This window comes from Clavibacter rahimiani (genome assembly GCF_052654495.1).
Window position 1 is genome coordinate 38,198 of the sequence record NZ_CP199790.1, and the last position, 24,823, is coordinate 63,020.

At 75.0% G+C, this 24,823-nt stretch carries 27 protein-coding genes; 12 read left to right on the forward strand and 15 right to left on the reverse strand.

Going from position 1 to position 24,823, the window contains the following annotated elements:
• Positions 1 to 188 precede the first annotated feature (188 nt).
• The 6 genes from ACT7CP_RS00185 to cls all read left to right on the forward strand — a co-directional run bounded on the left by ACT7CP_RS00185 (position 189) and on the right by cls (position 5,978).
• Complete coding sequence (locus tag ACT7CP_RS00185; protein ID WP_445442869.1) at positions 189 to 995, forward strand: sugar phosphate isomerase/epimerase family protein; 807 nt, start codon at positions 189 to 191, stop codon at positions 993 to 995.
• The gene (locus ACT7CP_RS00190) at positions 992 to 2,101 is read left to right on the forward strand and encodes a Gfo/Idh/MocA family protein (RefSeq protein WP_445442870.1); all 1,110 of its coding nucleotides are present in this window, start codon (positions 992 to 994) and stop codon (positions 2,099 to 2,101) included. Before ACT7CP_RS00185 ends, ACT7CP_RS00190 begins: the two co-directional genes overlap by 4 nt.
• Positions 2,102 to 2,191: 90 nt before the next feature.
• A complete protein-coding gene (locus ACT7CP_RS00195; RefSeq protein WP_445442871.1) occupies positions 2,192 to 2,923 on the forward strand; it encodes an alpha/beta fold hydrolase in 732 nt (243 codons plus the stop codon).
• Complete coding sequence (locus ACT7CP_RS00200; protein WP_445442872.1) at positions 2,920 to 3,669, forward strand: HEAT repeat domain-containing protein; 750 nt, start codon at positions 2,920 to 2,922, stop codon at positions 3,667 to 3,669. Before ACT7CP_RS00195 ends, ACT7CP_RS00200 begins: the two co-directional genes overlap by 4 nt.
• An 82-nt stretch (positions 3,670 to 3,751) precedes the next feature.
• Positions 3,752 to 4,342, forward strand: a complete 591-nt coding sequence (locus ACT7CP_RS00205; protein WP_445442873.1) for a dienelactone hydrolase family protein — start codon at positions 3,752 to 3,754, stop codon at positions 4,340 to 4,342.
• 169 nt (positions 4,343 to 4,511) lie between these two features.
• Positions 4,512 to 5,978 (forward strand): cardiolipin synthase, encoded by a 1,467-nt coding sequence (cls, locus tag ACT7CP_RS00210; RefSeq protein ID WP_445442874.1) that lies wholly within the window; start codon positions 4,512 to 4,514, stop codon positions 5,976 to 5,978.
• 56 nt (positions 5,979 to 6,034) lie between these two features.
• Here cls and ACT7CP_RS00215 read toward each other — a convergent pair whose 3' ends face one another.
• A complete protein-coding gene (locus ACT7CP_RS00215) occupies positions 6,035 to 7,468 on the reverse strand; it encodes a phytoene desaturase family protein (protein ID WP_445442875.1) in 1,434 nt (477 codons plus the stop codon).
• The gene (locus tag ACT7CP_RS00220) at positions 7,465 to 8,361 is read right to left on the reverse strand and encodes a UbiA family prenyltransferase (protein ID WP_413961868.1); all 897 of its coding nucleotides are present in this window, start codon (positions 8,359 to 8,361) and stop codon (positions 7,465 to 7,467) included. Before ACT7CP_RS00220 ends, ACT7CP_RS00215 begins: the two co-directional genes overlap by 4 nt.
• 63 nt (positions 8,362 to 8,424) lie before the next feature.
• Between ACT7CP_RS00220 and ACT7CP_RS00225 the strand changes: the two genes are divergently transcribed.
• The gene (locus tag ACT7CP_RS00225; protein ID WP_445442876.1) at positions 8,425 to 9,621 is read left to right on the forward strand and encodes a glycosyltransferase; all 1,197 of its coding nucleotides are present in this window, start codon (positions 8,425 to 8,427) and stop codon (positions 9,619 to 9,621) included.
• A gap of 136 nt (positions 9,622 to 9,757) precedes the next feature.
• Positions 9,758 to 10,525: a meso-2,3-butanediol dehydrogenase gene (locus ACT7CP_RS00230; RefSeq protein ID WP_445442877.1), complete on the forward strand. Its 768-nt coding sequence runs from the start codon at positions 9,758 to 9,760 to the stop codon at positions 10,523 to 10,525.
• A gap of 61 nt (positions 10,526 to 10,586) precedes the next feature.
• Here ACT7CP_RS00230 and ACT7CP_RS00235 read toward each other — a convergent pair whose 3' ends face one another.
• Together ACT7CP_RS00235 and ACT7CP_RS00240 are read right to left on the reverse strand one after the other, a co-directional pair.
• Entirely contained in the window at positions 10,587 to 11,426 is an 840-nt protein-coding gene (locus ACT7CP_RS00235; RefSeq protein WP_445442878.1) for a hypothetical protein, read from the reverse strand.
• Entirely contained in the window at positions 11,423 to 11,926 is a 504-nt protein-coding gene (locus ACT7CP_RS00240; RefSeq protein WP_445442879.1) for a sigma-70 family RNA polymerase sigma factor, read from the reverse strand. The genes ACT7CP_RS00235 and ACT7CP_RS00240 overlap by 4 nt, the downstream gene beginning before the upstream one ends.
• A 293-nt stretch (positions 11,927 to 12,219) precedes the next feature.
• Here ACT7CP_RS00240 and ACT7CP_RS00245 point away from each other — a divergent pair, with 293 nt between their 5' ends.
• Positions 12,220 to 12,930: a CHRD domain-containing protein gene (locus ACT7CP_RS00245; RefSeq protein ID WP_445442880.1), complete on the forward strand. Its 711-nt coding sequence runs from the start codon at positions 12,220 to 12,222 to the stop codon at positions 12,928 to 12,930.
• A 5-nt stretch (positions 12,931 to 12,935) separates the two neighbouring features.
• A complete protein-coding gene (locus ACT7CP_RS00250) occupies positions 12,936 to 13,586 on the forward strand; it encodes a class F sortase (RefSeq protein WP_445442881.1) in 651 nt (216 codons plus the stop codon).
• Positions 13,587 to 13,635: 49 nt separating this feature from the next.
• Here ACT7CP_RS00250 and ACT7CP_RS00255 read toward each other — a convergent pair whose 3' ends face one another.
• The 4 genes from ACT7CP_RS00255 to ACT7CP_RS00270 all read right to left on the reverse strand — a co-directional run bounded on the left by ACT7CP_RS00255 (position 13,636) and on the right by ACT7CP_RS00270 (position 16,964).
• A complete protein-coding gene (locus ACT7CP_RS00255) occupies positions 13,636 to 13,908 on the reverse strand; it encodes a hypothetical protein (protein WP_445442882.1) in 273 nt (90 codons plus the stop codon).
• A gap of 14 nt (positions 13,909 to 13,922) precedes the next feature.
• Positions 13,923 to 14,195, reverse strand: a complete 273-nt coding sequence (locus ACT7CP_RS00260) for a hypothetical protein (protein WP_445442883.1) — start codon at positions 14,193 to 14,195, stop codon at positions 13,923 to 13,925.
• 117 nt (positions 14,196 to 14,312) lie between these two features.
• A complete protein-coding gene (locus ACT7CP_RS00265; RefSeq protein WP_445442884.1) occupies positions 14,313 to 15,587 on the reverse strand; it encodes a hypothetical protein in 1,275 nt (424 codons plus the stop codon).
• 105 nt (positions 15,588 to 15,692) lie between these two features.
• Positions 15,693 to 16,964 (reverse strand): hypothetical protein, encoded by a 1,272-nt coding sequence (locus tag ACT7CP_RS00270; RefSeq protein ID WP_445442885.1) that lies wholly within the window; start codon positions 16,962 to 16,964, stop codon positions 15,693 to 15,695.
• A gap of 182 nt (positions 16,965 to 17,146) precedes the next feature.
• Between ACT7CP_RS00270 and pcp the strand changes: the two genes are divergently transcribed.
• A complete protein-coding gene (pcp, locus tag ACT7CP_RS00275) occupies positions 17,147 to 17,788 on the forward strand; it encodes a pyroglutamyl-peptidase I (protein ID WP_445442886.1) in 642 nt (213 codons plus the stop codon).
• Between the two features lie 12 nt (positions 17,789 to 17,800).
• Here pcp and ACT7CP_RS00280 read toward each other — a convergent pair whose 3' ends face one another.
• Complete coding sequence (locus ACT7CP_RS00280) at positions 17,801 to 19,186, reverse strand: MFS transporter (protein ID WP_445442887.1); 1,386 nt, start codon at positions 19,184 to 19,186, stop codon at positions 17,801 to 17,803.
• Positions 19,187 to 19,257: 71 nt separating this feature from the next.
• Here ACT7CP_RS00280 and ACT7CP_RS00285 point away from each other — a divergent pair, with 71 nt between their 5' ends.
• Complete coding sequence (locus ACT7CP_RS00285; protein WP_445442888.1) at positions 19,258 to 19,998, forward strand: phosphotransferase; 741 nt, start codon at positions 19,258 to 19,260, stop codon at positions 19,996 to 19,998.
• 4 nt (positions 19,999 to 20,002) lie between these two features.
• On the opposite strand, the gene ACT7CP_RS00290 is transcribed toward ACT7CP_RS00285, so the two are convergent.
• The 6 genes from ACT7CP_RS00290 to ACT7CP_RS00315 all read right to left on the reverse strand — a co-directional run bounded on the left by ACT7CP_RS00290 (position 20,003) and on the right by ACT7CP_RS00315 (position 24,805).
• The gene (locus ACT7CP_RS00290) at positions 20,003 to 20,440 is read right to left on the reverse strand and encodes an NUDIX hydrolase (protein ID WP_445442889.1); all 438 of its coding nucleotides are present in this window, start codon (positions 20,438 to 20,440) and stop codon (positions 20,003 to 20,005) included.
• Between the two features lie 127 nt (positions 20,441 to 20,567).
• Positions 20,568 to 21,542, reverse strand: a complete 975-nt coding sequence (locus ACT7CP_RS00295; protein WP_445442890.1) for a nuclear transport factor 2 family protein — start codon at positions 21,540 to 21,542, stop codon at positions 20,568 to 20,570.
• Between the two features lie 338 nt (positions 21,543 to 21,880).
• A complete protein-coding gene (locus tag ACT7CP_RS00300) occupies positions 21,881 to 22,570 on the reverse strand; it encodes a hypothetical protein (RefSeq protein ID WP_445442891.1) in 690 nt (229 codons plus the stop codon).
• A 158-nt stretch (positions 22,571 to 22,728) separates the two neighbouring features.
• Positions 22,729 to 23,391: a TasA family protein gene (locus ACT7CP_RS00305; protein ID WP_445442892.1), complete on the reverse strand. Its 663-nt coding sequence runs from the start codon at positions 23,389 to 23,391 to the stop codon at positions 22,729 to 22,731.
• Complete coding sequence (locus tag ACT7CP_RS00310) at positions 23,391 to 24,026, reverse strand: signal peptidase I (protein ID WP_445442893.1); 636 nt, start codon at positions 24,024 to 24,026, stop codon at positions 23,391 to 23,393. The genes ACT7CP_RS00305 and ACT7CP_RS00310 overlap by 1 nt, the downstream gene beginning before the upstream one ends.
• Positions 24,023 to 24,805: a sortase gene (locus ACT7CP_RS00315; RefSeq protein ID WP_445442894.1), complete on the reverse strand. Its 783-nt coding sequence runs from the start codon at positions 24,803 to 24,805 to the stop codon at positions 24,023 to 24,025. Before ACT7CP_RS00315 ends, ACT7CP_RS00310 begins: the two co-directional genes overlap by 4 nt.
• Positions 24,806 to 24,823: the final 18 nt, after the last annotated feature.

Genomic DNA, 24,823 nt, shown 5'->3' on the forward strand with positions numbered 1-24,823 from the left:
ATCGCGCGCTGACCAGGATCCGTCGCCCCGACCTCTGGGATCCGGAGCCCGACCGACGGTAGGTTTGACGCTGCGGCGCGTCTCGCGCCGGTCGAACCCTGCGGGCATCGTGGCTCAGCCGTCCAGACGCGACGGCGGGAGCGTGCGGCGGCCGTGGGCCACCAGTCACCCTCCTGAAAGGAGCGACCATGACCGCCCCCTCCGTCCAGCTCTACACGGTCCGCGACGCTGTCTCCGCGGACCTGCAGGGCGCCGTCGCCCGCGTCGCCGAGATCGGCTACACGCAGGTCGAGCCGTACGCGTTCGTCGAGCGCGCCGACGAGTTCGCGACCGCGTTCGCCGCGTCCGGCGTCACCGCGCCCTCCGGCCACGCGCCCGTCATCGACGGCGACGACGACCAGGCCGCCCGCACCTTCGACGCCGCCGCGAAGCTCGGGATCCAGACCGTCATCGACCCGTTCATCCCCTCGGAGCGCTGGCAGACCGCCGACGACGCGCACCGGATCGCCGACCGCGTCAACGAGCTGCAGGTCCAGGCCGCCGCCCGCGGCCTCGCCTTCGGCTACCACAACCACCAGTGGGAGTTCGCGAACAAGGTCGACGGACGCCCGGTCTACGAGCTCTTCGTCGAGCGCCTGAACGCCGACGTCGTGCTCGAGCTCGACACGTTCTGGTCGACCGTCGGCGGCATGGACACGCCCGCCCTTCTCCGTCAGCTCGGCGACCGCGTGCAGTTCCTGCACGTGAAGGACGGCAAGATCTCCGACGCGATCGCCAACGTGCTCCCGAGCGCCGAGTCCGCGCTCGTCGTGCCGCCGGAGCTCGCGCAGGCCTTCAAGATGCAGGAGCCCGCGGGCCAGGGCGACGTCGACGTCGCCGCCGTGCTCGCAGCGGCACCCCACGCGCTCCGCGTCGTCGAGTTCGACGACTACGCCGGCGACGTGTTCGACGGCATCGCGGCGTCCTTCGCCTGGCTGCAGGAGAACGACAAGTGACGGGCGGCACCGGCCGCGTCGGCGTCGGCGTCATCGGCGCGGGCGTCATCTCGGGCACCTACCTGGAGAACATGACGGCGTTCCCGGACCTCGAGGTCCTGTTCGTCGCCGACATCGACCTCGACCGCGCGCGCTCGCGCGCCGAGGAGCACGGCGTGCCGCACCACGGCACCGTCGAGGAGCTCCTCGCGATGGACGAGATCGAGATCGTCGTGAACCTCACGATCCCGGCCGTGCACGCCGAGGTCGGCCGCCAGATCGTCGCGGCCGGCAAGAACGTGTGGAGCGAGAAGCCGCTGGCGCTCGACCACGCGTCCGGCGCGGAGCTGCTCGAGGCGGCGCGCGCCGCCGGCGTGCAGGTCGCGTGCGCGCCCGACACCGTGCTCGGCGCGGGGATCCAGAGCGCCATGCGCGCCATCGCCCGCGGCGACATCGGCGAGCCGCTCACGGCGACGACGATCTTCCACGTGCCCGGCCCCGACGCCTGGCACCCGAACCCCGAGTTCCTCTTCGCGCACGGCGCGGGCCCCCTGTTCGACATGGGCCCGTACTACGTGACGACGCTCGTGCACGCCTTCGGCGCCGCCGAGTCGGTGAGCGCGGTCTCCTCGACCTCGCGCACCACGCGCACCATCGGCAGCGGACCCCGCGCGGGCACCGACTTCCCGGTGGAGGTGCCGACGCACCACGCGGCGCTCATCTCGTTCGCGGGCGGGCAGTCGGCGCAGTCGACCTTCAGCTTCCAGAACGCGCTGCCGCGGGCCGGCTTCGTCGAGATCTCGGGCAGCGAGGGCACCATCGTGCTCCCCGACCCGAACATGTTCGACGGCGAGAGCCAGCTGTGGCGCTTCGGGCAGGAGGAGCCCGAGACGCTGACCGCGACCGGATCCACGTACGGCCGGGGCTCCGGCGTGCTGGACCTCGCGCGCAGCATCCGCGGCGGCGACCCGGTCCGCGCATCCGGCGAGGTCGCGGCCCACGTGCTCGACGTGCTGCTCGCGATCTCCGAGGCGGCCGAGAGCCGCCAGGTCGTGCGGGTCGCGTCGAGCGTCGCGCAGCCGACGCCGCTGGCCGAGGACTGGGACCCGGCGGCCGCGACGCTCTAGCGCCGCGACCGCACGACGCCCGGCCCCGCATCCCCTCTCAGGTGCGGGGCCGGCGCGCGTCCGCCGTCCGCACGGGAGGAGACTGGATCCATGCAGCTGCACCGCGTCACCACGGGCTCCGGCGCGCGCCACGTCGGCCTGGTGCACGGGCTCGGCGGCGACGGCGCGACCTGGGCGCCCCTCGTCGACCGGCTCGTGGCGACGGGGCGCTTCACCGTCACGACGGTCGACCTCCGGGGCCACGGGCGGAGCGATCGCGCGCCCGCGTACGGCATCGAGGAGATGGCCGACGACGTCGCCGCGTCGCTCCCGCGCGGGCTCGACGCGGTCGTCGGGCACTCGCTCGGCGGATCCGTGCTGGTGCGCGCCGTCGCCCGCCTCGAGCCCGCGCGCGCGATCTACCTGGACCCCGGGTTCCGGCTCGCGCTGCCGACCACGGGCATCCGCGGCCGCCTGTTCTGGGCGGCGCCGCTCGTGGGCCTCGCCGCCGCGCAGATCCCGCGGGCCCGGGCCGCCGCCCGCGTGCGCGCCGCGTACCCGGCCGCGGTGCGCGCGTCGCTCGACGCCGCCGCGGCCCGCTTCGACCGCGGCATGGCCATGCACGTGTTCCGCGACGTCGCCTTCCACCCGCTCGCGGTGAGCGCGCCGGCCGTTCCGTCGACGATCGTGCTCTCCGACGAGTCGCCCGCCGTCCTGCCCGACGCGTACGCCGCCGAGCTGGAGCGTGCCGGGTGGGACGTGCGACGGCTGCCGGGGATCCACCACGACATGCAGCTCGAGGACCCGGACCGGGTGCTCGCCGCGATCGAGGACATGCTGTGAGCGACGCCGCCCGCGACCCCGCCCCCGACGACGGGCCGGCTCGCCCCGACCGCCCCGCCGATGCCGAGATCGCCGCCCGCCTCGCCGCCGCGCTCCGCGCCCCCGACCCGTCGGCCCGCCTCCAGGCCGCGCTCACCGCGGGCACCCGGCCGGATCCCGCGCTCGTCGAGGGGCTGATCCACCGCTGCCGCGTCGAGCCCGACCTCAACGTGCGCGAGATGCTCACGTGGGCGCTCCTCCGGCACGACCGCGAGCTCACGATCCCGCCGCTCGTCGCCGAGCTGACCTCGCCCATCCCGCAGGCGCGCAGCCAGGCGCTGCACACGCTCTCCAAGATCGGCGACCGGCGCGCGCTCCCGGCGATCACGCGGCCGCTGCTGCGGGATCCCGACGAGCACGTCGCGCGCACCGCCTGGCGGACGGCGTCCGGCCTCCTCGACGCCGACCGCGACCCCGCGGGCGCTCGGTTCCTGCTGCGCGAGCTCGCCTCGCAGCTCGGACGCGGATCCGCCGAGATGCAGCACAGCCTCACGCGCGCCTTCGTCGCCGTCGGCCGGGCGTCGCTGCCGGTCGTCGAGCGGTCGCGGCAGGCGGCGGACGCGCGGGTGCGGATCCACGCGCTCGCCACCGTCGCGATGCTCCGCGACCCCGACCTCCGCTTCGACGACGCGATCGACGACGCCCGCCGCCGGTCCTTCGGCGCGCACCTCGCGGATCCCCGCGGCGACCGCCCTTCCCCCCGCTGACGCGCCTCCCTATCGTGGGCAGCGACGGCCCGCGAGGCGCGGACCGCGACCCGCGTCCGCGCGGCGGACGGGAGGCGCACCCATGGCCGAGATCGTGCTGTTCCACCACGTGCAGGGCCGGACCCCCGGGATCCACGCCCTCGCGGACGCGCTGCGGGAGGGCGGCCACGTCGTGCACGTGCCCGACCTGTTCGACGGCGAGCTGCCCGGGTCGATCGAGGAGGGCCTGGCGCTGATGGCCGGGCTCGCCGACCACGTCGTCGCCGAGCGCACCGAGCGCGCCCTCGCGGGCCTGCCCGCCGGGCTCGTCTACGCGGGCGTCTCCTGGGGCGGATCCATCGCCCAGCGCCTCGCGCAGACCCGCCCCGGCGCCCGCGGCGCGCTCCTCTACGAGTCGTTCGTGCCGCTGTCGGCGGAGTGGTCGTTCGGGCCGTGGCCCGCGGGGGTGCCCGTGCAGGTGCACGGCATGGAGCGGGATCCGTTCTTCGCGGGCGAGGGCGACCTCGCGGGCGCGCGCGAGCTGGTGGACCTCGTCGGCCCGGAGCTCGCCGAGGTCTTCGCCTACGACGGCGACGCCCACCTGTTCACGGACGCGTCGCTGCCGTCGTCGGATCCGGTCGCTACCGCGCTCGTGGTGGAGCGGTCGCGGGAGCTCCTGGCGCGCATCGGCTGAGGGGCGATCGGGCCGTCGCCGTGCCGGAGCCCCCGGAGTGGGGCCGCGACCGGGCCCGACGGGGGGCACGCTCGCGTGATGGGATGGACGCGCGCGCCGACGAGGGGCCGTCCCGCTCGCCCGCGACCGGCCGCCCGACGCCTGACGCCCGACCCAGGAGGATCCGCCCGTGAACTGGCGCTCGAAGCTCAAGTCCCTCGCCCCGGTGCTGCTCGTGGTCGACGTCCTCGTGCGGATCGCCGCCGTGGCGGCCGTGCCGCGCAACCGTCGGCCGAGCTCGGCGATGGCCTGGCTCATGGTGATCTTCGTGGCCCCCGTCCCCGGCAGCATCCTGTTCGGGCTCCTCGGCAGCTCCAAGCTCCCGGCCGACCGCCGGCAGAAGCAGCGCGAGATCAACGACTCCATCCTCGACGCGACGGCGAGCATCGACACCGAGGGCGAGACGTTCGCGGATCCGCCGTGGTTCGGATCCGTGGTGCACCTCAACCGCCGGCTCGGGTCGATGCCGCTCGTGCCGGGCAACACGGCCACGCTCCTGCCCGACTACGAGGACGCGATCCAGGCGATGACCGAGGCGGTCGCGGAGGCCGAGCGGTACGTGCACGTGGAGTTCTACATCCTCGCCCGCGACCGCACGACGGCGCCCTTCTTCGACGCCCTGAGGGCCGCGCAGGACCGGGGCGTCACGGTCCGCGTCCTCTTCGACCACTGGGCGACGATCCGCAACCCGCACGGCCGCTCCACCCGGCGCTGGCTGCAGGAGAACGGGATCCCGTTCCAGGAGATGCTGCCCTTCCACCCGTTCCAGGGCCAGTGGCGGCGGCCGGACCTCCGCAACCACCGCAAGATCGTGGTGGTCGACGGCGACGTGGCGTTCACCGGATCGCAGAACATGATCGACTCCGGCTACGGCAAGCGGCGCAGCGCCCGCGACGGCCTCCGCTGGAAGGACCTCATGGTGCGGCTCGACGGCCCCGCCGCGACCGGCCTCAACGCCCTCTTCATCACCGACTGGTACAGCGAGACCGACGACCTGCCCGAGCTCGACGAGCGCGAGCCGGTCGCGCCGCGCACGGGCGACGACGCGGTCGAGTGCCAGGTGGTGCCGAGCGGACCCGGGTTCGACGGCGAGAACAACCTGCGGCTCTTCAACGCGCTGGTCTACGGCGCGCAGGAGCGGCTGATCATCACGAGCCCCTACTTCGTGCCCGACGACTCGATGCTCTACGCGATCACGACGGCCGCCGAGCGCGGGGTCGACGTGCAGCTGTTCGCGTGCGAGGTGGCCGACCAGCTCCTCGTGCACCACGCGCAGCGCTCCTACTACGAGATGCTGCTCCGCTCCGGGGTGCGGATCTTCCTCTACGAGAAGCCGACCGTGCTGCACGCGAAGCACTTCACGGTCGACGACGACGTGGCCGTCATCGGGTCGAGCAACATGGACATGCGCTCCTTCAGCCTCAACTTCGAGGTGTCGCTCATGGTGCGCAGCAGCCGTTTCGTGGACCAGCTGCGCGCGATCGAGGACGGCTACCGCGAGGCGTCGCACGAGATCCACCTCGACGACTGGCTGGGGCGGCCGGCCGCGATCCAGATCCTCGACAACGTCGCGCGGCTCACGGCGGCGGTGCAGTAGCCGCGTCCCGCGTGCGGTCGGGCGGTGACGTGGGCTCCGCCGCAGCGCCCCCCGCGTCAGACCGGGTTCGACTTGAGCAGCCGCGTCACCGCGATCATCGCGCCGCCCACCACCGCCGGGATGCCGCCGCCGGGGTGCACGGACGCGCCGACCCGCCACAGCCAGGGCCGCCAGGGGTCGTTGTACGACGGGCGGTGGAACGGCCCGCTCAGCCACGGCGGACGCGCCGCCCCGTAGAGGGCGCCGTGCGGTTCGCCGCCCTCGCAGTAGTACTGCGGATCGAGCACGATCCGCTCGTCGAGGAGGTCGGTGAGGGGCCCGTCGAGCCCCATGGCCGCCGAGACGCGGTCGACCTCGCGCCGCACGAAGGGGTGCTCGGCCGTGTAGCGGCCGCCGTCGGCGGGCGCGGTCAGCAGGATCCCGACGGTGCTGCGCGGGTTCGGGTACACCTCGCCCGCGCGGTACTGGTTGACGAACACCATGGTGTCCGCCGGCTCGTCGCCCGCCTCGAGGCTGCGGTGCAGCGCGGCGGGCCTCGTCGGCAGCACCACGCTGTGCGTCGCGATCTCCGCGGGCAGCTCCTCCCGCAGCACGCCGTACACCGCGATGGCCGAGCAGGAGAGGGTGCGGGGGCGCAGGCGGGGGAGCGGCGGGATCCGCGACGGGCCCGTCAGCGCGGCCAGCCGATCGGCGTCCAGGGCGCTGACGACGAGGTCGGCGGGATAGCGCCCGACGGCGGTGGTGACCGACCCGCGCTCGATGCGGGTGACGGCCTCGCCGGTGCGCACGTCGACCCCGGCCGCCTCGGCCAGACGACCCAGCGCGAGCACGATCTCGTACACGCCGCCGCGCGGCACCCAGGCGCCGGTCTCCGCCATGATCGCCGGCATGCTCGCGTAGAGGGCGGGCGTGCGCGCGGGGGAGACGCCCGCGTTGAGAGTGTGGATCGCGATGATCTCGCGCAGCCCGTCGGGCAGCCACGGCAGGCCGTCGAGGTAGGCGCGCGTGGTGAGGCGCGAGCCGTAGACGGCCAGCAGCCGGCGGAGCGCGGGGAGGGCGGCCCGGTCGAGCGGGTCGGCGAGCAGCAGCTCGGTCACGTCGTCGGCGAGCGGCGCGTGCAGGTCGGAGAACCGCCGCCAGGCGGGGTACCAGGGGTGGTCGGGCGCCACCGGCAGGGACGTCTCCTCGCCGTCGAAGTAGTAGCGGCCCACCTCGGGCATCCGTACCAGGTCGAGCCGGCCGTCGTCGCGGGTGCGATCGGAGGCGGGCCCCCCGTCGCCGAGCCGCCGCAGCAGCTCGTCCCACACCCCCGGGAACGTCACGAGGGACGGCCCGGTGTCGATGCGGTCGTCCCCGAGGCGGATGCGACGGCTCTTGCCGCCGAGCTCCGCGGAGGCCTCGAGCAGGGTGACGCGGTGCCCCGCGTGCGCGAGCAGCGCGGCTGCGGTGAGCCCGCCCATCCCGCCGCCGACCACGACGATGCGGCTCACGGGTAGCCCACCAGCACGATGGCGACGATGAGCAGCACCCCGGCGAACGACCCCGCGATGTACGGGAACGCGACCGACAGGCGGTAGAGGCGGTGGCCGGTCTCCGGCGTCGGGTCGCGCAGCAGGCGCACGACGAGGATCCCCGCGATCAGCAGGTTGACGGCCGCGACGGGCACGCTCACCACGGCGAACAGCGCCGTCGAGACGATCCACCAGGCGCCGCTCCACAGGGCCGTCCCGCGCGGGCCGAGCCGCACCGCGGTGGTGGTGATGCCCGCGTCGCGGTCCTCCACGATGTCCTGCACGGCGTCGAAGGCGTGCTTGGCCACGCTCCAGGCCATGAGGCCGAGGGCGGCGGGCCAGACCGGCGTGACCTCGAGGGCCGCCGGCACGATCACCAGCGGCAGCGCGTAGGCCGCGTTGCTCAGCGAGTCGAGGAAGGGCCGCGCCTTGAAGCGGAGCGGGGGCGCCGAGTAGAAGACGAACACGCCCGCGTAGAGCAGGATCGCCGCGTTCGCGAGCGGCGGCAGCGTGACGAGGAAGTAGACGAGGAACGGGATGTTGACGGCCGCGACGGCCCAGACGATCAACCGCACCTCGGACGGCCGGATCCGGGCACCCTCGAGCGAGCCCTTGCGGGGGTTGGCGGCGTCCGTGTCCTGGTCGTAGACGTCGTTCACGCCGTAGATGAGCAGGTTGAACGGCAGCGTGAGCCACAGGATGACCGGCAGGGCGCGCAGGTCGAACAGCGCGCCGGTGAGCCACATGGCCACGAGGCCGGATCCGATGGTGTTGATCCACAGCACCGGTCGGGAGATGAGCACGAGGCGGCGCACGGCCTCGCCGATCCCCGGCGGCGCGGTGCGCGACATCCGCTGGCTGCCGTCGGTCACCCCCCGAGCGTACGCGGCCCACGCGGGCGCGGGCCTTACGGCTTCCGGGCCCACACTGGGGGGATGCGCATGATGCTCCTCACCGCCGGCACCCGGGGCGACGTGGAGCCCTTCGCGGCGCTGGCGCGACACGCCGCGTCCCGCGGCCACGAGGTGCGGCTGGCCCTGCCCGACGACGCGGTCGCCCCCGAGGGCGTGGACACCGTGCGCCTCGGCCTCGACGCCCAGCGGATGCTCTCCCCCGCCGGGCGCACCCCCTGGGCCCTCGCGCGCCACCTGCGCCGGGAGGTGCGGCCCGCGATGCGGCGGATGCTCGCCGCCGCGGTGCGGGAGACGGCCGCCTTCGCCCCCGACGTGGTGGTGCACCACTCCCTGATCCTCAGCGCGCCGATGGTGGCGGACGCGCTCGGCGTGCCCCGCGTGCTGGTGGAGTTCGCGCCGGTGGCCACCCCCAGCGACCGCTTCCCCGCCGCCGGAGGTCCCACGGCCACGCGCGACCTCGGCGTGCGCAACCGGTCCACCTACGCCGTGCCGCGCTTCGCCGCGCGCCTCTTCGACGCCGACGTGGCGCGCGCCGCGGCCGAGCTGCCGGGCGGTCGTCGTCCCGCCGGGCGCTCGCCGTCGCGCGCGACGCTCATGGCCGTGAGCCCCGGACTGCTGCCGCGGCCCGACGACTGGCCCGAGCGGGTGCACCAGACGGGCGCCTGGTACGAGGAGGCGCCGTCCGCGGACCTCGATCCGGTCGTCGGCGACTTCCTCGACGGCGGATCCGTCGTCGTCGCCTCGTTCGGCTCCATGGCGACGGGCGATGCGTCGGCCCGGGGGCGCGCGATCGTCACGGCCGCCCGCTCCCACGGCCTGCGGGTGCTGCTCGTCACCGGGTGGGGCGGGCTCGCGCTGCCGGCGGAATGCCGCGGACCCGACGTGCTGGCGGTGCGGTCGGCGCCGTTCGACCAGGTGCTGCCGGGTGCGGCGCTCGCCGTGCACCACGGCGGGGCGGGCACCTCCCACGCCGTCGCCCGGGCCGGCGTGCCCGCGGTCGTCGTGCCCGTCACCGCCGACCAGCCGTTCTGGGCCGCCCAGCTGCACCGGCAGGGCGTGGCCGCCGCCCCGATCCCGCCGCGCCGCCTGTCGGTCGACGCCCTCGTGCCCGCGATGGGCGACGCCCTGTCCCGCAGCGAGCGGGCGGCCGAGGTGGGCCGGCTCATGCGGCGGGAGCACGGGGTGCGGCGGGCCGTCGACGTGCTCGAGGGCCTCTGAGCGGTGCGGGCCGGGCACGCCCGGCGCCCGCGGCGGGGTGACGGCCCGCCGGACCGGGAGTTGACTCGGACGCGACGGATCGTGTGAGCGCCGCACGGGCGCCCGATCCGTCCCCGTGGACACGAGGAGGAGCACCATGAGCGATCGCTTCGACGGCAAGGTCGTCATCATCACCGGCGCAGGATCCGGCATCGGCGAGGCCACGGCCCGCCGCTTCGTCGCCGAGGGGGCGAAGGTCGTGATCACCGACAGCGTGGAGGAGAAGATCCAGGCGGTCGCCGCGTCGCTCCCCGCGGGCAGCGCCACCGCGCTGGTGGCCGACTCCTCGGTCTCGGCCGACGTCGACCGCGTCGTCGCCACGGCGGTCGAGGCGCACGGCCGGCTCGACGTGCTCGTGAACAACGCGGGCACGTTCCAGGCCGGGCCCATCGAGGGGATCACGGACGAGGAGTGGCACCGCGTCATCGACACCGACCTCGCGAGCGTGTTCTACGGCACGCGCGCGGCGCTCCCGCACCTGAAGGTGACCCGCGGATCCATCGTCAACGTCTCGTCGGTGTCCGGCCTCTCCGGCGACTGGCGCATGAGCGCCTACAACGCGGCCAAGGGCGGGGTGAGCAACTTCACGCGCGCCTCGGCGCTCGACCACGGCGGCGACGGCGTGCGGATCAACGCGGTCGCGCCCGGCCTCATCTGGACGGACCTCGTGGCCGGCAAGGAGGAGGACGAGGAGCTGATGGCCGAGTTCGCGAAGCGCATCCCGCTCGGGCACGGCGGGCAGCCCGACGAGGTCGCGGGCGTCATCGCGTTCCTCGCCAGCGCGGACGCGTCGTTCATCACGGGCGTCGTGCTCCCCGTCGACGGCGGCACGATGGCCAGCAACGGGCAGCCTGCGCAGGCGTAGGGCGGGGTCGGGCCGGAGCCGGGACCGGGACCGGGACCGGGTCCGATCCGATCCGATCCGCTCAGGCGGTGACCGGCGGCAGCTCGGCCACCGCGACCCGGTCGCCCGCGGCGTCGCGGATCTCGACGGCGGCCGCATCCCGGCGCATCACGTCGGCGTTGAGGCGGCAGTCGATGCGGACGGCGGAGCCCAGCATCGTGCCCGACGCGTGCTCGCCGCCGGCGGCGTCGATCACGACCACGGAGAACGAGTCGCCCGCGGGCAGCCCGTCGACCGACAGCAGGGTCTCGGTGCCCCAGGTGTGCGCGACGACGTCGCCCTCCACGTCGACGCCCGCGGGCGCTCCCGCGAAGGTCACGTCCTCGAGCGCGCCGAGGGTGCCGGCCGGGCCGGTCGCGACGTCCGCGCGTGGGGTCGCGAGGAACGCGCCGCCAGCCGCGCCGAGCGCGAGGCAGGCTGCGGCGCCGGCGATCAGGAACACGGTGCGCCGGGGGCGCGGTCCGCGGGTCACGCGGCGGGCGGCGAGGTCGTCGGGAGCGTCGTGCGCGTCGGGGTGCGGCGCGGGGGTGGATCCCGCGTCCCCGGCCTTCCCAGCCTCGCCCTGCCCGTCCGCGATCAGCCCGATCCGCCGCGTCAGCTCGTCGCTCGGCTCGGCTTCCCGCCATCCGCCCACCCCGCGGATCGCCGCCGGCAGCCCGCCGAGCAGCGCGATCTCCTCGTCGATCGTCGGGTCAGACGCGCGCAGGGCGTCGAGCTCGGCGGTCTCGGCGGGGGAGAGGTCGTCGGCGAGGGCCGCGGCGATGAGCTCGGCACGGCGGTCGTCGGCTTCCGCGTCCCGCGGCTCGTGCGCGCGGTGGTCCGGCGGGGCGGGATCGGATCCGGGGGTGCGGTCGTCGGTCATGCGGGATCCACTTCGTCGAGATGCGTGCGGAGGGCGCGGAGCGCGTGGAACACGCGGGTCCGCAGGGTGGCGACGGGCACGCCCGTCGACGCCGAGAGCTCCTGGTAGCTGAGGCCGGTGAGGTGCACGGCGACGACGGCCTCGCGGTGCGCGTCGCTGAGGCGCGCGAGGCCCTCGACGATGCCGAGCCGGTCGAGCGGATCCGCGTCGCGCGTCGCCTGCTCGGGCGCCTCGTCCTCGGCGACGATCCGCGGCGCGCGGGCACGGGCGCGGTGCACGTCGAGGATCACCCGCCGCGCGATCGCGAACAGCCAGGTGCGCGCGCTGCCGCGCTCGCCGTCGAAGGAGTCGCGGGCCCGCCACGCGCGGAGGAACGTCTCCTGCACGCAGTCCTCGGCGAGCTGGCGGTCCTGCAGGGCGTTGATCGCGAAGCCGAGCAGCGCGCCGCCGTGCTCCGCGAACGCCTGGCGCACGTCGAGCCCGGGCGTCGCTGCGCTCATCGTGCTCCGCTCGGAGGAAGGTGCCGGACGCGTCAGGACGAGCGCCATCGTGATCCCCTCAGCCTAGGTGCGCCGGATGCGCGCCTCCCGGAGGGGGATACGTCGGGGGAGGGCCCCGCGTTCACCGCCATGGGGAGGAGGCGCGCTGGCCTCGGGAGGCGCATGACCGCCCCGCGCCGCGGGGCGGCCGAGGAGATCCGGATCCGCGATGAACGCATCCCGCCCGTCATGCGTATGCCCTGTCAGGAGCGGCGCCCGTCCGGGGTGCCGCCACCCACGAGAGGCTGCACGCGATGACGCACACGAGGCTCGTCCGGAACATGACCATCGGGGGCGCCGCCGCGGCCGCCCTCACCCTGCTCGCCGCGACCCCGGCTTCCGCCGAGACCAGCGTGCCGGAGCCCGACCGCTTCACGAGCGCGTTCACCGTGATGGCGACGCCCGACCAGGTCCTCAACGCCGACGGCGTCGCGACCCCCGGCGAGCCCGGCGCGACCGGCCGCTTCGACCTCCGCCTCGACTCCACGTCGAACACCATCTGCTACGACATCACCCTCACGGGCGTCACCGGCGAGTACAAGAGCCCGGCGAAGACGGCCACGCACATCCACCAGGCCGCCGCGGGCAAGGCCGGCCCGCCCCGCATCGCGTTCCCGAACCCGGTGGATGCCGGGAACGGCACGCGCACGAGCTCCGGCTGCATGCAGGGCCCCTTCACCACCGGGATCATGAGCCCGCAGAACGCCGACACGGGCGAGGGCTTCACGGTCGCGCAGATCGAGGCCGACCCGTCCGCGTTCGCGGCCGACAGCCACACCGCGTCGTTCGCGGCCGGCGCCGTGCGCGGCCAGCTGACCCAGGTACCGGTCGGCGGCGTCGACACGGGCGCGGGCGGATCCGCGACCTCCGGCGTCGAGGCCCTGCCGCTCGTCGCGGGCGGCGGCGTGCTCGCGCTCGCCGCGGTCGGCGTGGTCCTGATGCGCCGCCGCGCCCAGGAGTCCTGATCCCCGTGCACCGCGGTCCGGCGGACGCGTCGCCCGCGCGGCGCGTCCGCCGGGTCGTGGTGCTCGCGGCCGCGCTGATCCCGCTGGCCGCGCTGGCGGGATGCGCGCCCGCACCGCCGCCGGCACCAGCCGCGTCCGCGAGCCCGGCGCCCCCGGCCGCGCCGAGCCCGGACCCGACGCCGACGACCTCGCCGCAGGTCGTGCAGGGCATCGGCGCGATCCCGACCCGCGTCACGATCCCCGCCATCGACCTCGATCAGCCGCTCATCGACCTCGGCATCGCCCCCGACGGCCGCATGGAGGTGCCCGTCGACTTCGACGACGTCGGCTGGTTCACGGGCGGCGGACGTCCCGGCGGTCGCGGGCCCACGGTGATCGCCGCGCACGTCGACTCCCGCGTCGGCCCGGCCGCCTTCGCCCGGCTCGCCGAGCTCGGCGTCGGGGACGAGGTGTCGGTGCAGGACGTCGACGGCGGCACCACGCGCTACGCCGTGACCGAGGTCGCCGACTTCGCCAAGGCCGACTTCCCGACGGCGCGCGTCTTCGGCGCGCAGCCCACCGACCAGCTGCGCCTCATCACCTGCGGCGGGATCTTCGACCGCAGCGTCGGCCACTACGAGGACAACCGCGTCGTGTTCGCGGAGCCCGTGGGCTGACGAGGGCGGCCGCACCGACCGGATCGGGCGGATCGCACGGCCGCGCGGATCAGAGGATCGGGCCTGCCGCCCCGGCGTCGTCGGCGACGTCGTCGCCCAGCCCCGCGCGCAACCGCGCCGTGCGCTCGCGCACCAGCTCGAGGCGCGCCTCGTCGAGCGCGGCGGTCGCGGCCAACGTGCGTCGGCCCACCAGCGCGACCCGCACCAGGACGACGAGCGCGACCGCGACGAGAGCCACCAGCACGGTGCCGAGCAGCAGGGGGATCGACCAGATGAGGTCGTAGAAGCTGGGCATCAGGATGCTGTCGTACGAGCCGTCCATGCTCCCGTCCCCGCTCACGCGACCGGGCCGACCGGGCCGACGGCGCTGCTGCCGCCGCCGGGCGCGTACGGCCCACCGTCCTCGTCGTCCGCCTGCAGTCGTGCGGTCTGCTCGCGGATGAGCTCGAGCCGCGCCTCCTGCAGCTCGGTCGTGACGAGCAGCGCGCGCCGGGCGGTGAGCGCCAGGCGGATGACCACCACGAGCGCGAGCACCCCCAGGGCCACGAGCGCGAGGATCACGAGGATGTACAGGGCGATGCCGATGCTGGCGCCGGGGGAGGAGATCATGCCCCGACGGTAGCGGCCGGGCAGCCGCCCGCGTCGAGATCGCACGCGCACCGGGGTGGACGCCGACAGGCCCGGCCCCGTGGAGGAGCCGGGCCCGTCGAGGGTCGGATGCGCGGGTCAGCGCACCGTCACCCGCGCGCTCGCGCGCGCCTGGTCGTCGTAGAGGTAGATGACGCCGCTCACGACCACGTGGACCGCATGGCCGCGGTCGGCCTCCGTCAGCGTGTACGTCTTCGCGGTCGCCCCGGGGATGACCTGGCCGTCGCGCTTCCACTGGTAGCCGAGCTCGAGCGACGACGGCTTCCAGATGCCGGGCTGCGCGGTGAGCGTGCGCCCGACGACCGGGTTGCCGGTGACGCGCGGGGTGCCCGCGGTGATGACCGGGTACGCGACCTTCTTCGTCGGCCCTGAGGTGCGGGTCTCGGAGACGTAGCCCTCGCGGGATCCGCGCACGGAGACCGTGATGCGGTGGCCGGCGTCGTAGGCGGTCACCGTGTAGGTCGCGGCCTCGGCATCCGGGATCCGCTCGCCGTCGAGGAACCACTGGTACTCGAGCTCCACGGGCGCCGGCTGCCAGGTGCCGGTGCGGACCGACAGCGTCTGCCCGTACTCGGCCGCGCCGACGATGGAGGGGAGCCGTGCGGTCAGCGGCTTCGCCCCCGGAGCGTCGGCCGTGACGCCGTCCACGTGGGCGTAACGGTAGGTGTCGGCGATGTAGCCGTAAGTCAGGTCGAAGGACACGCGCTTCCCGTAGCCGGGGGTGACGGTCACGGATCCGACGCCGCCGACGTCCACGTACTCGCCCCCGTCGATCTCGTAGTAGATGTCGCTCTCCTCCGGCGTGAAGCCGTTGAGGGCCGCGCGCACGTCCCAGCGGAAGGTCACGGAGGGCCCGTCCACGATCACCTCGGGCGTGTACTCGAGCGAGCCGCCCACCGAGCGGACCTCCACGGGGGCCGATGCCGCGCCCACGACGGCCATGCCGTCGACGGTCCCGGCGACGCGCACGCTGATCCGGTGGTACCCGGCGGACGCGGGGATGTAGACCTCGTCCTCGTCGCCCGTCACCCCGCCCGTGCCCTCGGACGACCACGCACCCGCTCCGTCGAGCTGGTACTCGTAGCGGAGCCCCGAGCGGTCCGCGATGTCGCCGAGGTCCACCGAGACGACACCGTGGAAGTTCGGCTCGGCACTGAAGTCGTAGCCGTAGCCGCGGACCGTGGGTGCGCCGATGCGGACCGCGGCGGCGGCGGTCGTGGAGTCGGCGGCGGGTGCCGGCGTCGGCGCGGGCGCGGCCTGCGCGGGCGCGAACCCCGCGAGCGCGGTGCCGGCCGCGATCACGACGGCCAGAGCGGTGAGCGGGAGACGGCGTCCCCCTGCGGTGCGGATCATCCTGTCCTTCCTCCTGGGGCGTCCTCGTCCCCGCGTCGATGCTCCTCCGCGTTCCCGCCCGCCCGCTTCCCCCCGTCCGGGTCCGCGCGACCGCTCGGCGTCCGCCTACGCGACGCGTCGGCCGGCGCTCACCGCGTCCCGGGGGTAGCCGAACGCCGACGTGAACGCGCCCCGCACCTGGACGCTCAGCAGGCGTCCGCGGTCGTCCTCCGTCAGCGTGTAGGTGCTCGCGGTCGCCCCGGGGATGGGGCGGCCGTCGCGGAGCCAGGCGTAGGTGAACGTCACGGGCGCGGGCCGCCAGGATCCCGTCCGGGCGGTCACGGTCCTGCCCACCGCGGCGACACCGGTCACGAAGGGGGTGCCGGCCGTCAGGACCAGCTCCGGCACGCGCGGGGTCGGTGCCGAGGTCCGCGTCACGGACACGTAGCCGTCGCGGGCGCCGCGCACGGCCACGGTGATGCGCGCGCCGACCTCCTCCTGCGTCACGGTGAACGTCGCGCCCGTCGCCCCGAAGACCGGCCGCCCGTCGGCGAGCCACTGGTAGCTGAGGGCCACGGGTGCCGGCTGCCACAGCCCGGTGCGCACCGCGAGGGTCGTGCCGACGGCCGCCCGGCCGAGGATCGCGGGCGGTGGGGTGCTGGTGAGGGGCAGGGATCCGGCCGCACTGCCGGTCGTGCCGATCGCCTGCGCGTACGCCCACAGGTCGGGCACGACGCCGTAGACGAGCTCGATCGCGACCGAGGCGTCGTACCCCGCGTCGACGGTCACGGATCCCACGGCGTCCGTGAAGACGAATTCGCCGCTCCGGTCGAGCTCGTAGAAGATCTGGCTGTCCTCGGGCAGGTTGCCGTTGAGGGCCTCGCGGACGTCCCAGCTGAAGGTGATGCGGGTGCCCTCCACGACCACCTGCGGCGTGTACGGCCGGGAGAAGCCGGTCGACCGCACCGCCTCCGGGGTGGATGCCGCCCCGACGACGGGCACGCCGTCGATCGTGCCGGCGATCCGGACGCTGATGACGTGTGCTCCCGCGGGCGCGGGGACGACGAGCGGACTCCCCCAGGCGCTGACGGGGGAGGTGCCCTCGGTGCGCCAGGGACCCGCGGCGTCGAGCTGGTACTCGTACCGGAGGCCGGAGGCGTCGGCGATGCCCGTGAGATCGGGCGTGACGAAGCCGTCGATGGTCGGCTCGATCTCCGTGCCGTAGCCGGAGAAGGACGTCGCGGGCGCCGGGATCGTGACGGCGGCCTGCGTCGACGCGTCACCCGCCGGCCGCACCTGGGCGCCCGCGGGCGCGACCCCGGCGAGCGGGAGGCCGGTGATGAGCGCGAGGCCCAGCGCGGCGGCCGGGAGGAGTCGTCTGCGTGCGGTGCGGATCATCGTCGGGCCATCCATCCTCGGGCTCCGTCGCCCGATGGTGCGGATCCTCGTCCTGTCCGGTGCCGCGCGCATCCCCCCGTTCGGGAGCGGAGCCGCGCGAGGCGTAGCGTGGTCGTCGCCCGCGTCGTCCGCCTGTCGGACGCGCCCTCACCGCACCCCCATCCCGCACGTCAGGAGCCCCCATGCCCACCGTCCTCCTCACCGGATTCGAGCCCTTCGACGGCGACACCAGCAACCCGTCGTGGACGGCCGTGCAGGAGGTCCGCGACCGCTGGGACGGCGACGCCGAGATCCAGGTGCGCCAGCTGCCGGTCGACTTCGCGAGGGTCGATGACGCGCTGCGGGCGGCGCTCGCCGAGGTGGATCCCGACGTCGTGATCTCCGTGGGCCTCGCGGGCGGCATCGAGACGCTCGAGGTGGAGCGCGTCGCGATCAACGTGGACGACGCCCGCATCCCCGACAACACCGGCTTCCAGCCCATCGACGAGCCGGTGGTCGACGGCGGTCCCGCGGCCTACTTCAGCACCCTGCCGATCAAGGCGGCCGTCGCGGCCGTCCGCACGAAGGGCATCCCCGCGGTCGTCTCGCAGACCGCCGGCACCTACACCTGCAACCACGTCTTCTACCTGCTGATGCACGAGCTGCGCGATCGCCCGGGCACGCGCGGCGGCTTCGTCCACATCCCGTACTCGACGGAGGAGGCGATCGGCACCGACCGCCCCTACATGCGCATGGACCAGCTCGCGACGGCCCTCACGGCCGTGGTGCGCGCGACGCTCCAGAACGCGACCGACGTGAAGGTGGGCGGCGGGTCGCTCGACTGACCCGCGGCGGGGTCAGGCCCGCGCGTCCGCCCCCCGCACCCGCAGCATGAGCAGCAGCCCCGCGAGCAGCACGATCACGATCCCGATGATCCCGAAGCGCGTGTCGCCCGTGATCGCCACCGCGATGCCGAACAGGCCCGGCGCGAGGAACGAGACCGCGCGACCCGTGGTCGTGTAGAGGCCGAACATCTCGCCCTCGCGGCCGACCGGGGAGATGCGCGCGAGGAACGTGCGGCTCGACGACTGCACGGGCCCCACGAACAGGCAGAGGAACAGGCCCGTCGCCCAGAAGCCGGCCTTGGCGTCGCCGACGAGGAGCACCGCGGATCCGCCGACCACGAGGCACGCGAGCGACACGAGGATGACGGGCTTCGCGCCGAACCGGTCGTCGAACCAGCCGGCCGCGAACGTGCCGATCCCCGCGACCACGTTGGCCGCGACGCCGAACAGCAGCACCTCGGTGGTGGTGAAGCCGAAGACCTGGGCCGCGATGATCGCGCCGAACGTGAACACGGCCGCCAGTCCGTCGCGGAACACGGCGCTCGCGAGGAGGAACACGATCACGCGGGGCGACTCGCGCCAGAGCTCCGCGATGCGGCGGAACAGGATCCGGTACGACTCGAGCGCGCCCTGCCGCTTCCGCCCCGGCGCCGCCGGGATCTCGGGCACGCCCACGAGCACCGGGATCGCGAACACGGCGAACCAGATCGCGGCCACGAGGATCGCGATGCGCACGTCGAGCGCGCCGCCCTCCGCCCCCGAGGGCAGCCCGAGCAGGCCGGATGCGCCCGCCGTGCCGAAGTCGAAGAGGAACAGCGCGAGCAGCAGGGCGAGCAGCACGATCCCGCCGACGTAGCCCATGCCCCAGCCGAGCCCGGAGACGCGGCCGACGGTGCGCGGCGTGCTGACTTGCACGAGCATCGCGTTGTAGTTGACGCTCGCGAACTCGAAGAACACGTTGCCGGCGGCGAGCAGCGCGGCGCCGAGCCACAGGTAGGAGGGCACGGGCTCGACGAGCACCATGCCGAGCATCGCCAGCACGACGACGCCCGTGTTGATCCCGAGCCAGAGGCGGCGCCGCCCGGATCCGTCCGAGCGCTGCCCGAGCACGGGCGCGAGCACCGCGATGAGGAGGCCGGCGATGGTGAGCGCGAGCGAGATGACCCCGGAGGTGTCGGCCTTCGCGGCGACGAGCGCCGGGTTCCGGGTGTCGTCGCCCGCCGCCTCGACGATCGCGGGGTCCACGAACAGGCTGCTGGCGAGGTACGTGCTGAAGACGAAGGTGGTGACGACCGCGTTGAAGGCGGCGGATCCCCAGTCCCACAGCGCCCACGCGGCGACGCGTCGGCGGGGAGGGGCGGCGGGCTCGTCGATGCGTCCGGGCGCGGCGGTGCTCATGGTCGCAACCTAGCGGGTGGGCGTGTCGCGCCGGGGTCGTGCAGCCGCCCGCCCCGCCCTACGCTGGCCGGATGGACGGACCCCTCGCCGGCGGGAACATGAACCGCGTCGTGCGCGAGGGCGACACCGTCCTCCGCGACGCCGGGCCGTGGACCCCCACCGTGCATCGCTACCTCCGGCACCTCGCGCTCGCCGGCTTCGCGGGGATCCCCGAGCCGCTCGGCATCGAGGGCGGGCGCGAGCGCCTCTCCTTCCTGCCCGGCGACGTGCCCGTCTACCCGCTGCCCGCCTGGATCTGGGCGGACGACGTGCTCGTGCAGGCCGGCCGCCGCCTCCGCGAGCTGCACGACGCGAGCGTGGGCTTCGCGCTCGACGGCGCCGTGTGGCAGTCGCCGACGAAGGTGCCCGCCGAGGTGATCTGCCACAACGACTTCGCGCCGCACAACCTCGTCTTCGTCGACGGCCGCCTCACGGGCGTGATCGACGTCGACATGTGCTCGCCCGGCCCCCGCCTCTGGGACATCGCGTACCTGGCCACGCGCGCGGTCCCGCTCACGGGCACGACCCCGGACGGCGCACCCGGCATGCACGACGCCCGCCGCCGCGTCGCGCTGCTGCTCGACGCGTACGGATCCGACGCGACCTGGACCGACGTCCTCCGCGTCGGGATCCTGCGCCTGCACGACCTCGCGGACATGTCCGACGCGAAGGCCGACGAGCTCGACACGCCCCACCTCCGCGACGACGCCGCCGACTACCGCCGCGACGCCGCGTCCCTCCGCGGGATCCTCGACGCCGAGCGCGACACCTGAGCCCTCACCCGCGCGCGATCCGCCCCGCGACCTCCGTCAGCACGTCCGCGTCCTCGTAGGCCAGGCCCAGCCCGATGGCCTCGGCGACCGGGAACCACGCCACACGCTGCCCCTCCGTGAGCCGGATCTCCTCGGCCGGCACGTCGAGCCGCGCGGTGAAGGTGTGCTCGACGCCGTAGGAGCGCGTGCGCGTCATGAGGTGCGTGACGTCGGCGGGCGCGATCTCGACGCCCAGCTCCTCCGCGATCTCCCGCACGATGCACGCGAGCGGCGTCTCGGCCGGCTCGAGCATCCCGCCGGGGATCGCCCACATGCCGGGGAACGGGATGGTGGGGATGTCGTCGCGCAGCTGCAGGAGGATCCGCCCGGCCGCGTCGACGAGCACCGCCTGGCAGCCCTCGGGGAGCTCCGCCCCTGCGCGGTCATCGTCAGCCGTCCCCATTCCCCGTGCCGGTGGATCCGGTCGGATCCGCGCGCGGTGCTGCGACCGTACCGCGGGTCCTCGCCCGACGACGGGACGGCCGTCGGGGCGTCCCGTCGTCACCGTGCGTCGTGCGTCGTGCGCCGGATCAGCTCGCGGGCACCACGTCCCAGTGCTCGCGGATGAGCCCGCCGTCGACGCGGAAGAGGTCCGCCGCGAGGAACGGGTCGTCCGCCTTCGCGCCGACGGGCTGCGAGAACGTCCACACGATGTCGTCGTCCGCGAGCGAGATCACCGACTGCTGCGCGGGGAACTGCGCCCCGCCGGAGAAGAACGCCTTCAGCGCCGCGGTGCCGTTCGCCGCGACCGGGTTGTGCTGCAGGTACGCCGGGTCGAAGGAGCGGTCGAGCACGCTCGCGTCGTGATCCCGGAACAGGGTGTCGTAGGCGCCGACGGCCAGCTGCCGGTCCGCCTCCTCCTGCTGCTCGGTCGGCTCGGGCGCGTCGGCCGGGCCCTGGTAGAGGTCGCTGAACATCGTGTTGGTGTTGCCGCTCGCGGGCGTGCCCTGCGGGATCGGCTGGTCGAACGACCAGGTCTCGGTGATCTTCCCGCCGGAGAGCCGGAAGAGGTCGACCGCGGCCTCGCCCGTGCGCTCGTCGGCGGGGTCGGAGGCGACCTGCCAGTGGACGGCCACGAGGTCGCCGTCGGCCGCGATGTGCTTGATCACGGCCTGCGCTCCGGGGACCCGCTGGTGGGCGGCGGCGAACCCGTCGAGCAGCCCGCCGGGCCCGGCCTTCGCACCCGCGCCGTGCGCGACGGCGTCCGGCGCGACGGCGGCGACGGCGGCGGCCTGGGCGGCGTCGGAGGCGGGATCCGGGAACGCGGCGGCGAACAGCGTCGCGACGGTGTCCGCGTTCCGGTCCTCCGGGTCGGAGTCCGTGCGGTCGGCGGTCGTGCCGCCGTCGCCCGCGGCCGCGGTGGCGACGGCCGCGGTGGCGTCGGGGGCGGCGTCGGCGGACGCCGGGGCGGATCCGGCGGCCGAGCAGCCGGCGAGGACGACCACGCCGGCGAGGGCGGCGGAGCCGCGGGCGAGCAGGGAGACGGGGGTTCGTTGAACGTTCATGCACGTACCATGCGGGCCGCGGCTGGGAGGGTCCGATGTGGAGGGATCCCGCGCTCATCGGGCTTTCCTGCTACAGGCGCCGGGCTGGTGCGCGGCGGTCCGGCGTCGCCGCCCGCCTGATCGCCGGTCGGTTCCGAACGTCACGCGCCGGGACCGAGTCGCCCGGCAGGGGCTCCCTCGCCGCGCATGCGAGGGGGCCCCGCTCGGCTCGGCGGGCGTCGACGCGCCACGGCTCGGGATCCGGCTCCCCGCAGGACGCGCCGGGCGCACGACGAACGGCCCGGCGTCGAGGGCCGGGCCGTTCGTGTGGTGCTGTCCCGACGTGTGCCGGGTGGGTGCTACTTGGTGTTGACGGTGATCTTCGCGATGCCGACGACGAGCTCGTCGGTGACCGCGTCGGTGCCGAAGGTGCTGTTCAGCAGCGCGGCGGCGTCGGGGCTGACCTTGACCGTGGTGCCCTCGAGGACGGCGTTGTCGCCCTCCATCGCGAGGGGCTTCAGGGTCGTGCCGTCGAGGTTGAAGATGTAGACGTCGTTCATGATCTCGCCCTCGCCGACCTGGACCGAGCCCGTGAGGCGGCTGGTTCCGGGGTCGATGACGAAGTCGGTGAGCTTCACGACGGTCTCGCCGGCGGTGAGGCTGATGCCGGAGCCGGCGTGGTCGATCTCGCCCTGGACGTAGGGGCGGTAGTCCATCTCGGGGTCGAAGTAGTCCACGTTGCCGCCGGTGATGGGGAACGCGAGGGTGCCGGTGCCGGCGTCGAGGGTCGCGCCGCCGATGACGCCGGGGGTCAGGCCCAGGGTCGTGAGGGCGCTGGCGAAGCCGGCGTCGAGGGTGACCTTGGTGTCGACGCCGGTCAGGGTCGGGATGGACGCGAGCGGGGTGGGGTTCGCCTCGGTCGTGGCCGACGCGGACGGTGCGGCGGAGGAGGAGGACGGGGTCTCGGCGGGGGTGGAGCAGGCGGCGAGGCCGACGACGAGGAAGCCGGCGGTGGCGAGGCCGAAGACGGACTTGGTGAGGTTGCGCATGATGTTCCCTAACGGTCGGGGCGGCCGACGTGGTCGCCGGTTGGAGTCGCAAGGTCCTTCGGCGCCCCCCGCTGGAGGGTTGGGTCCGTGATGCATCCGTGACCTGGCGCACGGGCAGCGGTAAGCGATGCATCCGGCGAGCGGGTGCGCGGGAGCGGTCAGCGCTGGGTGCCGGGACGCTGGACGGCGTCCACCCGCAGGGTCACGGATCCGGTGACGCCCTGCGCGGTCGGCGGCGCTGAGATGGGGAGGCGGACGGTGAGGCGCAGGTGGTCGCGGCCGCCGACGGAGAGGGCGGGGGATCCGGGGACGGCGATGCGCCCCACGGCCGGGCGGTCGGCTGCGACGGGCGTGACCGTGCCGGAGCAGACCGCGGTGCCCGGTGCGCCCGTCCACGCCACGGAGCAGCGGTCGAGCGCGACCTGCAGGCCGTCGGACGTGCTCGCGACGGGCGTCCCGCCGAGCGTGACGACGAGCTCCGACGCGGCGACCGTGCCCGTGTTCGCGAGGTCGACGAGGCGCACCTGGGCATCGCCGGGGCGAAGGCCCGCGACGGGGACCGTGAGCTGGTCGGCGCCGCCGCCGCCCCAGTCGAGCTCGACGGCGCCGGCACGGACGACGAGGGTCGACGTCGCGCGGTCGGTGAGCACGGCGTACGCGGTGCCCGCGCCCGCGAGCGCGAGGACCGCGGCGATCCCGGCGACGAGGAGGGAGCGGGCGCGCGGGGAGGTGCGGGAGGCGCTGCGGGTCGTCGGTGCGGCAGCGCGGCGGCCGTGCGGCGCGGGGGACGCGGGCGCGGCACGGTGGCGGGGATGGGGCATCAGCGCGGCCCGCCCGACGGGGAGGCGATGGAGGCGCGCGCGGCGGTGCCGGTGGCCGGGGCGTCGGCGGCGTCGGGGGTCGCGGCGGCCGGGGCGGCAGGCCGCCGCCAGATGAGGGTCAGCACCCACGCGGTGGCGGCGGCGCCCGCGATCCCGAAGGCGAGCATCCGGATCAGGGGGTCGCCGAGCCACACGAACGGCCAGCCGAGGAGGGGGACGACGGAGGTGCGCTCCCACACCGCGTCGTCGCCGATGGTGACGATCCAGGGATCGCCCGACGGGTTGTGGTCGCCCTTCGTCTGCATGGCGAGGCGGTCGGGCGACCAGCCCTCGAGGCGCACGGCGTCCTCCGGGCCGAAGACGTGCGTCACGCGGTGGATGACGCGGACGTGCGGGCCGACCGGCGCCGTGAAGACCACCACGTCGCCGACCGCCACGTCGGCGCGCGGGGTGGGGGCCGTGATCGCGAGTGAGCCCACCGGCATGCCGGGCGCCATCGAGTTCGAGAGCACGGGCACGAAGCGGGTGATGCCGAGGGCCGAGAGGGCGATGACCGCGATGACGGCCAGCGCGAGGGCGGTCGTGGCGACGGCGCCGAGGACGCCGAGCGCCCGCCGGACCGGTCCGCGGGTCACGACGCGGTCCCGGTGGCGGTACCGGTCGCGGTCCCGGTGGCGGTCCCGCGGCGGCGTCGCCGGGCGGCGCGGACGAGGGCGGTGCCGCCGATCAGGGCGAGCAGGGCGCCGACGACGGCCGCGGCGATGTCGCGGCCGGTGACGGGGAGCAGGTCGCGCGGGGCGTCGGCGGCGGGTGCGGTGCCGGGTGCGGTGCCGGGGGCCGCGGCCGCGCCGTCGTCGACGAGGGCGAAGCCGATGCGGAGGAGGCCGGCGGTGGACTCCATCCGGTCGTCCGCCTCGACGGGGAAGCGGACGCGGACGGACACGCCCACGGTCGCGCCCGCGGCGAGGGGCGTGCTCGTGGCGACGCTGCCCAGCGTGGCGGCGGGTCCGGATCCGAGGGGCTCGACGGGGCCGCGGCAGCGCACGGGTGCGGCCGTGCTCGCGAACCCGTCCGCGCAGAGGCGCACGGAGAGCTGGATGCCGCCCTCGGGATCGCCCGTGAGGGCCATCGCGCGCTCGGCGTCGATGCGCACGGCGAGGGGGGATCCGTCGGCCGAGGCGTTCGTGACCTCGGCGGCCCAGTCGACGGTGTCGCCGGGAGCCAGGTCGTCGAGGCGGATGTCCGACCCAGTCAGATGGCGGACCTCGAGGCGCGAGGAGTCAGCGGCAGCGGCAGCGGGGTGCGTGCGCGGCGCGACCGGCGCGGCGGCGACCGCGGCGACCGGGCCGCCGGCGGCCAGCGCCAGGCACAGCGCGACGGCGGCGACGCTGCCGGGTCCGCGGTGTGCGCGCATGCTCGGTTCCTCCAGGGC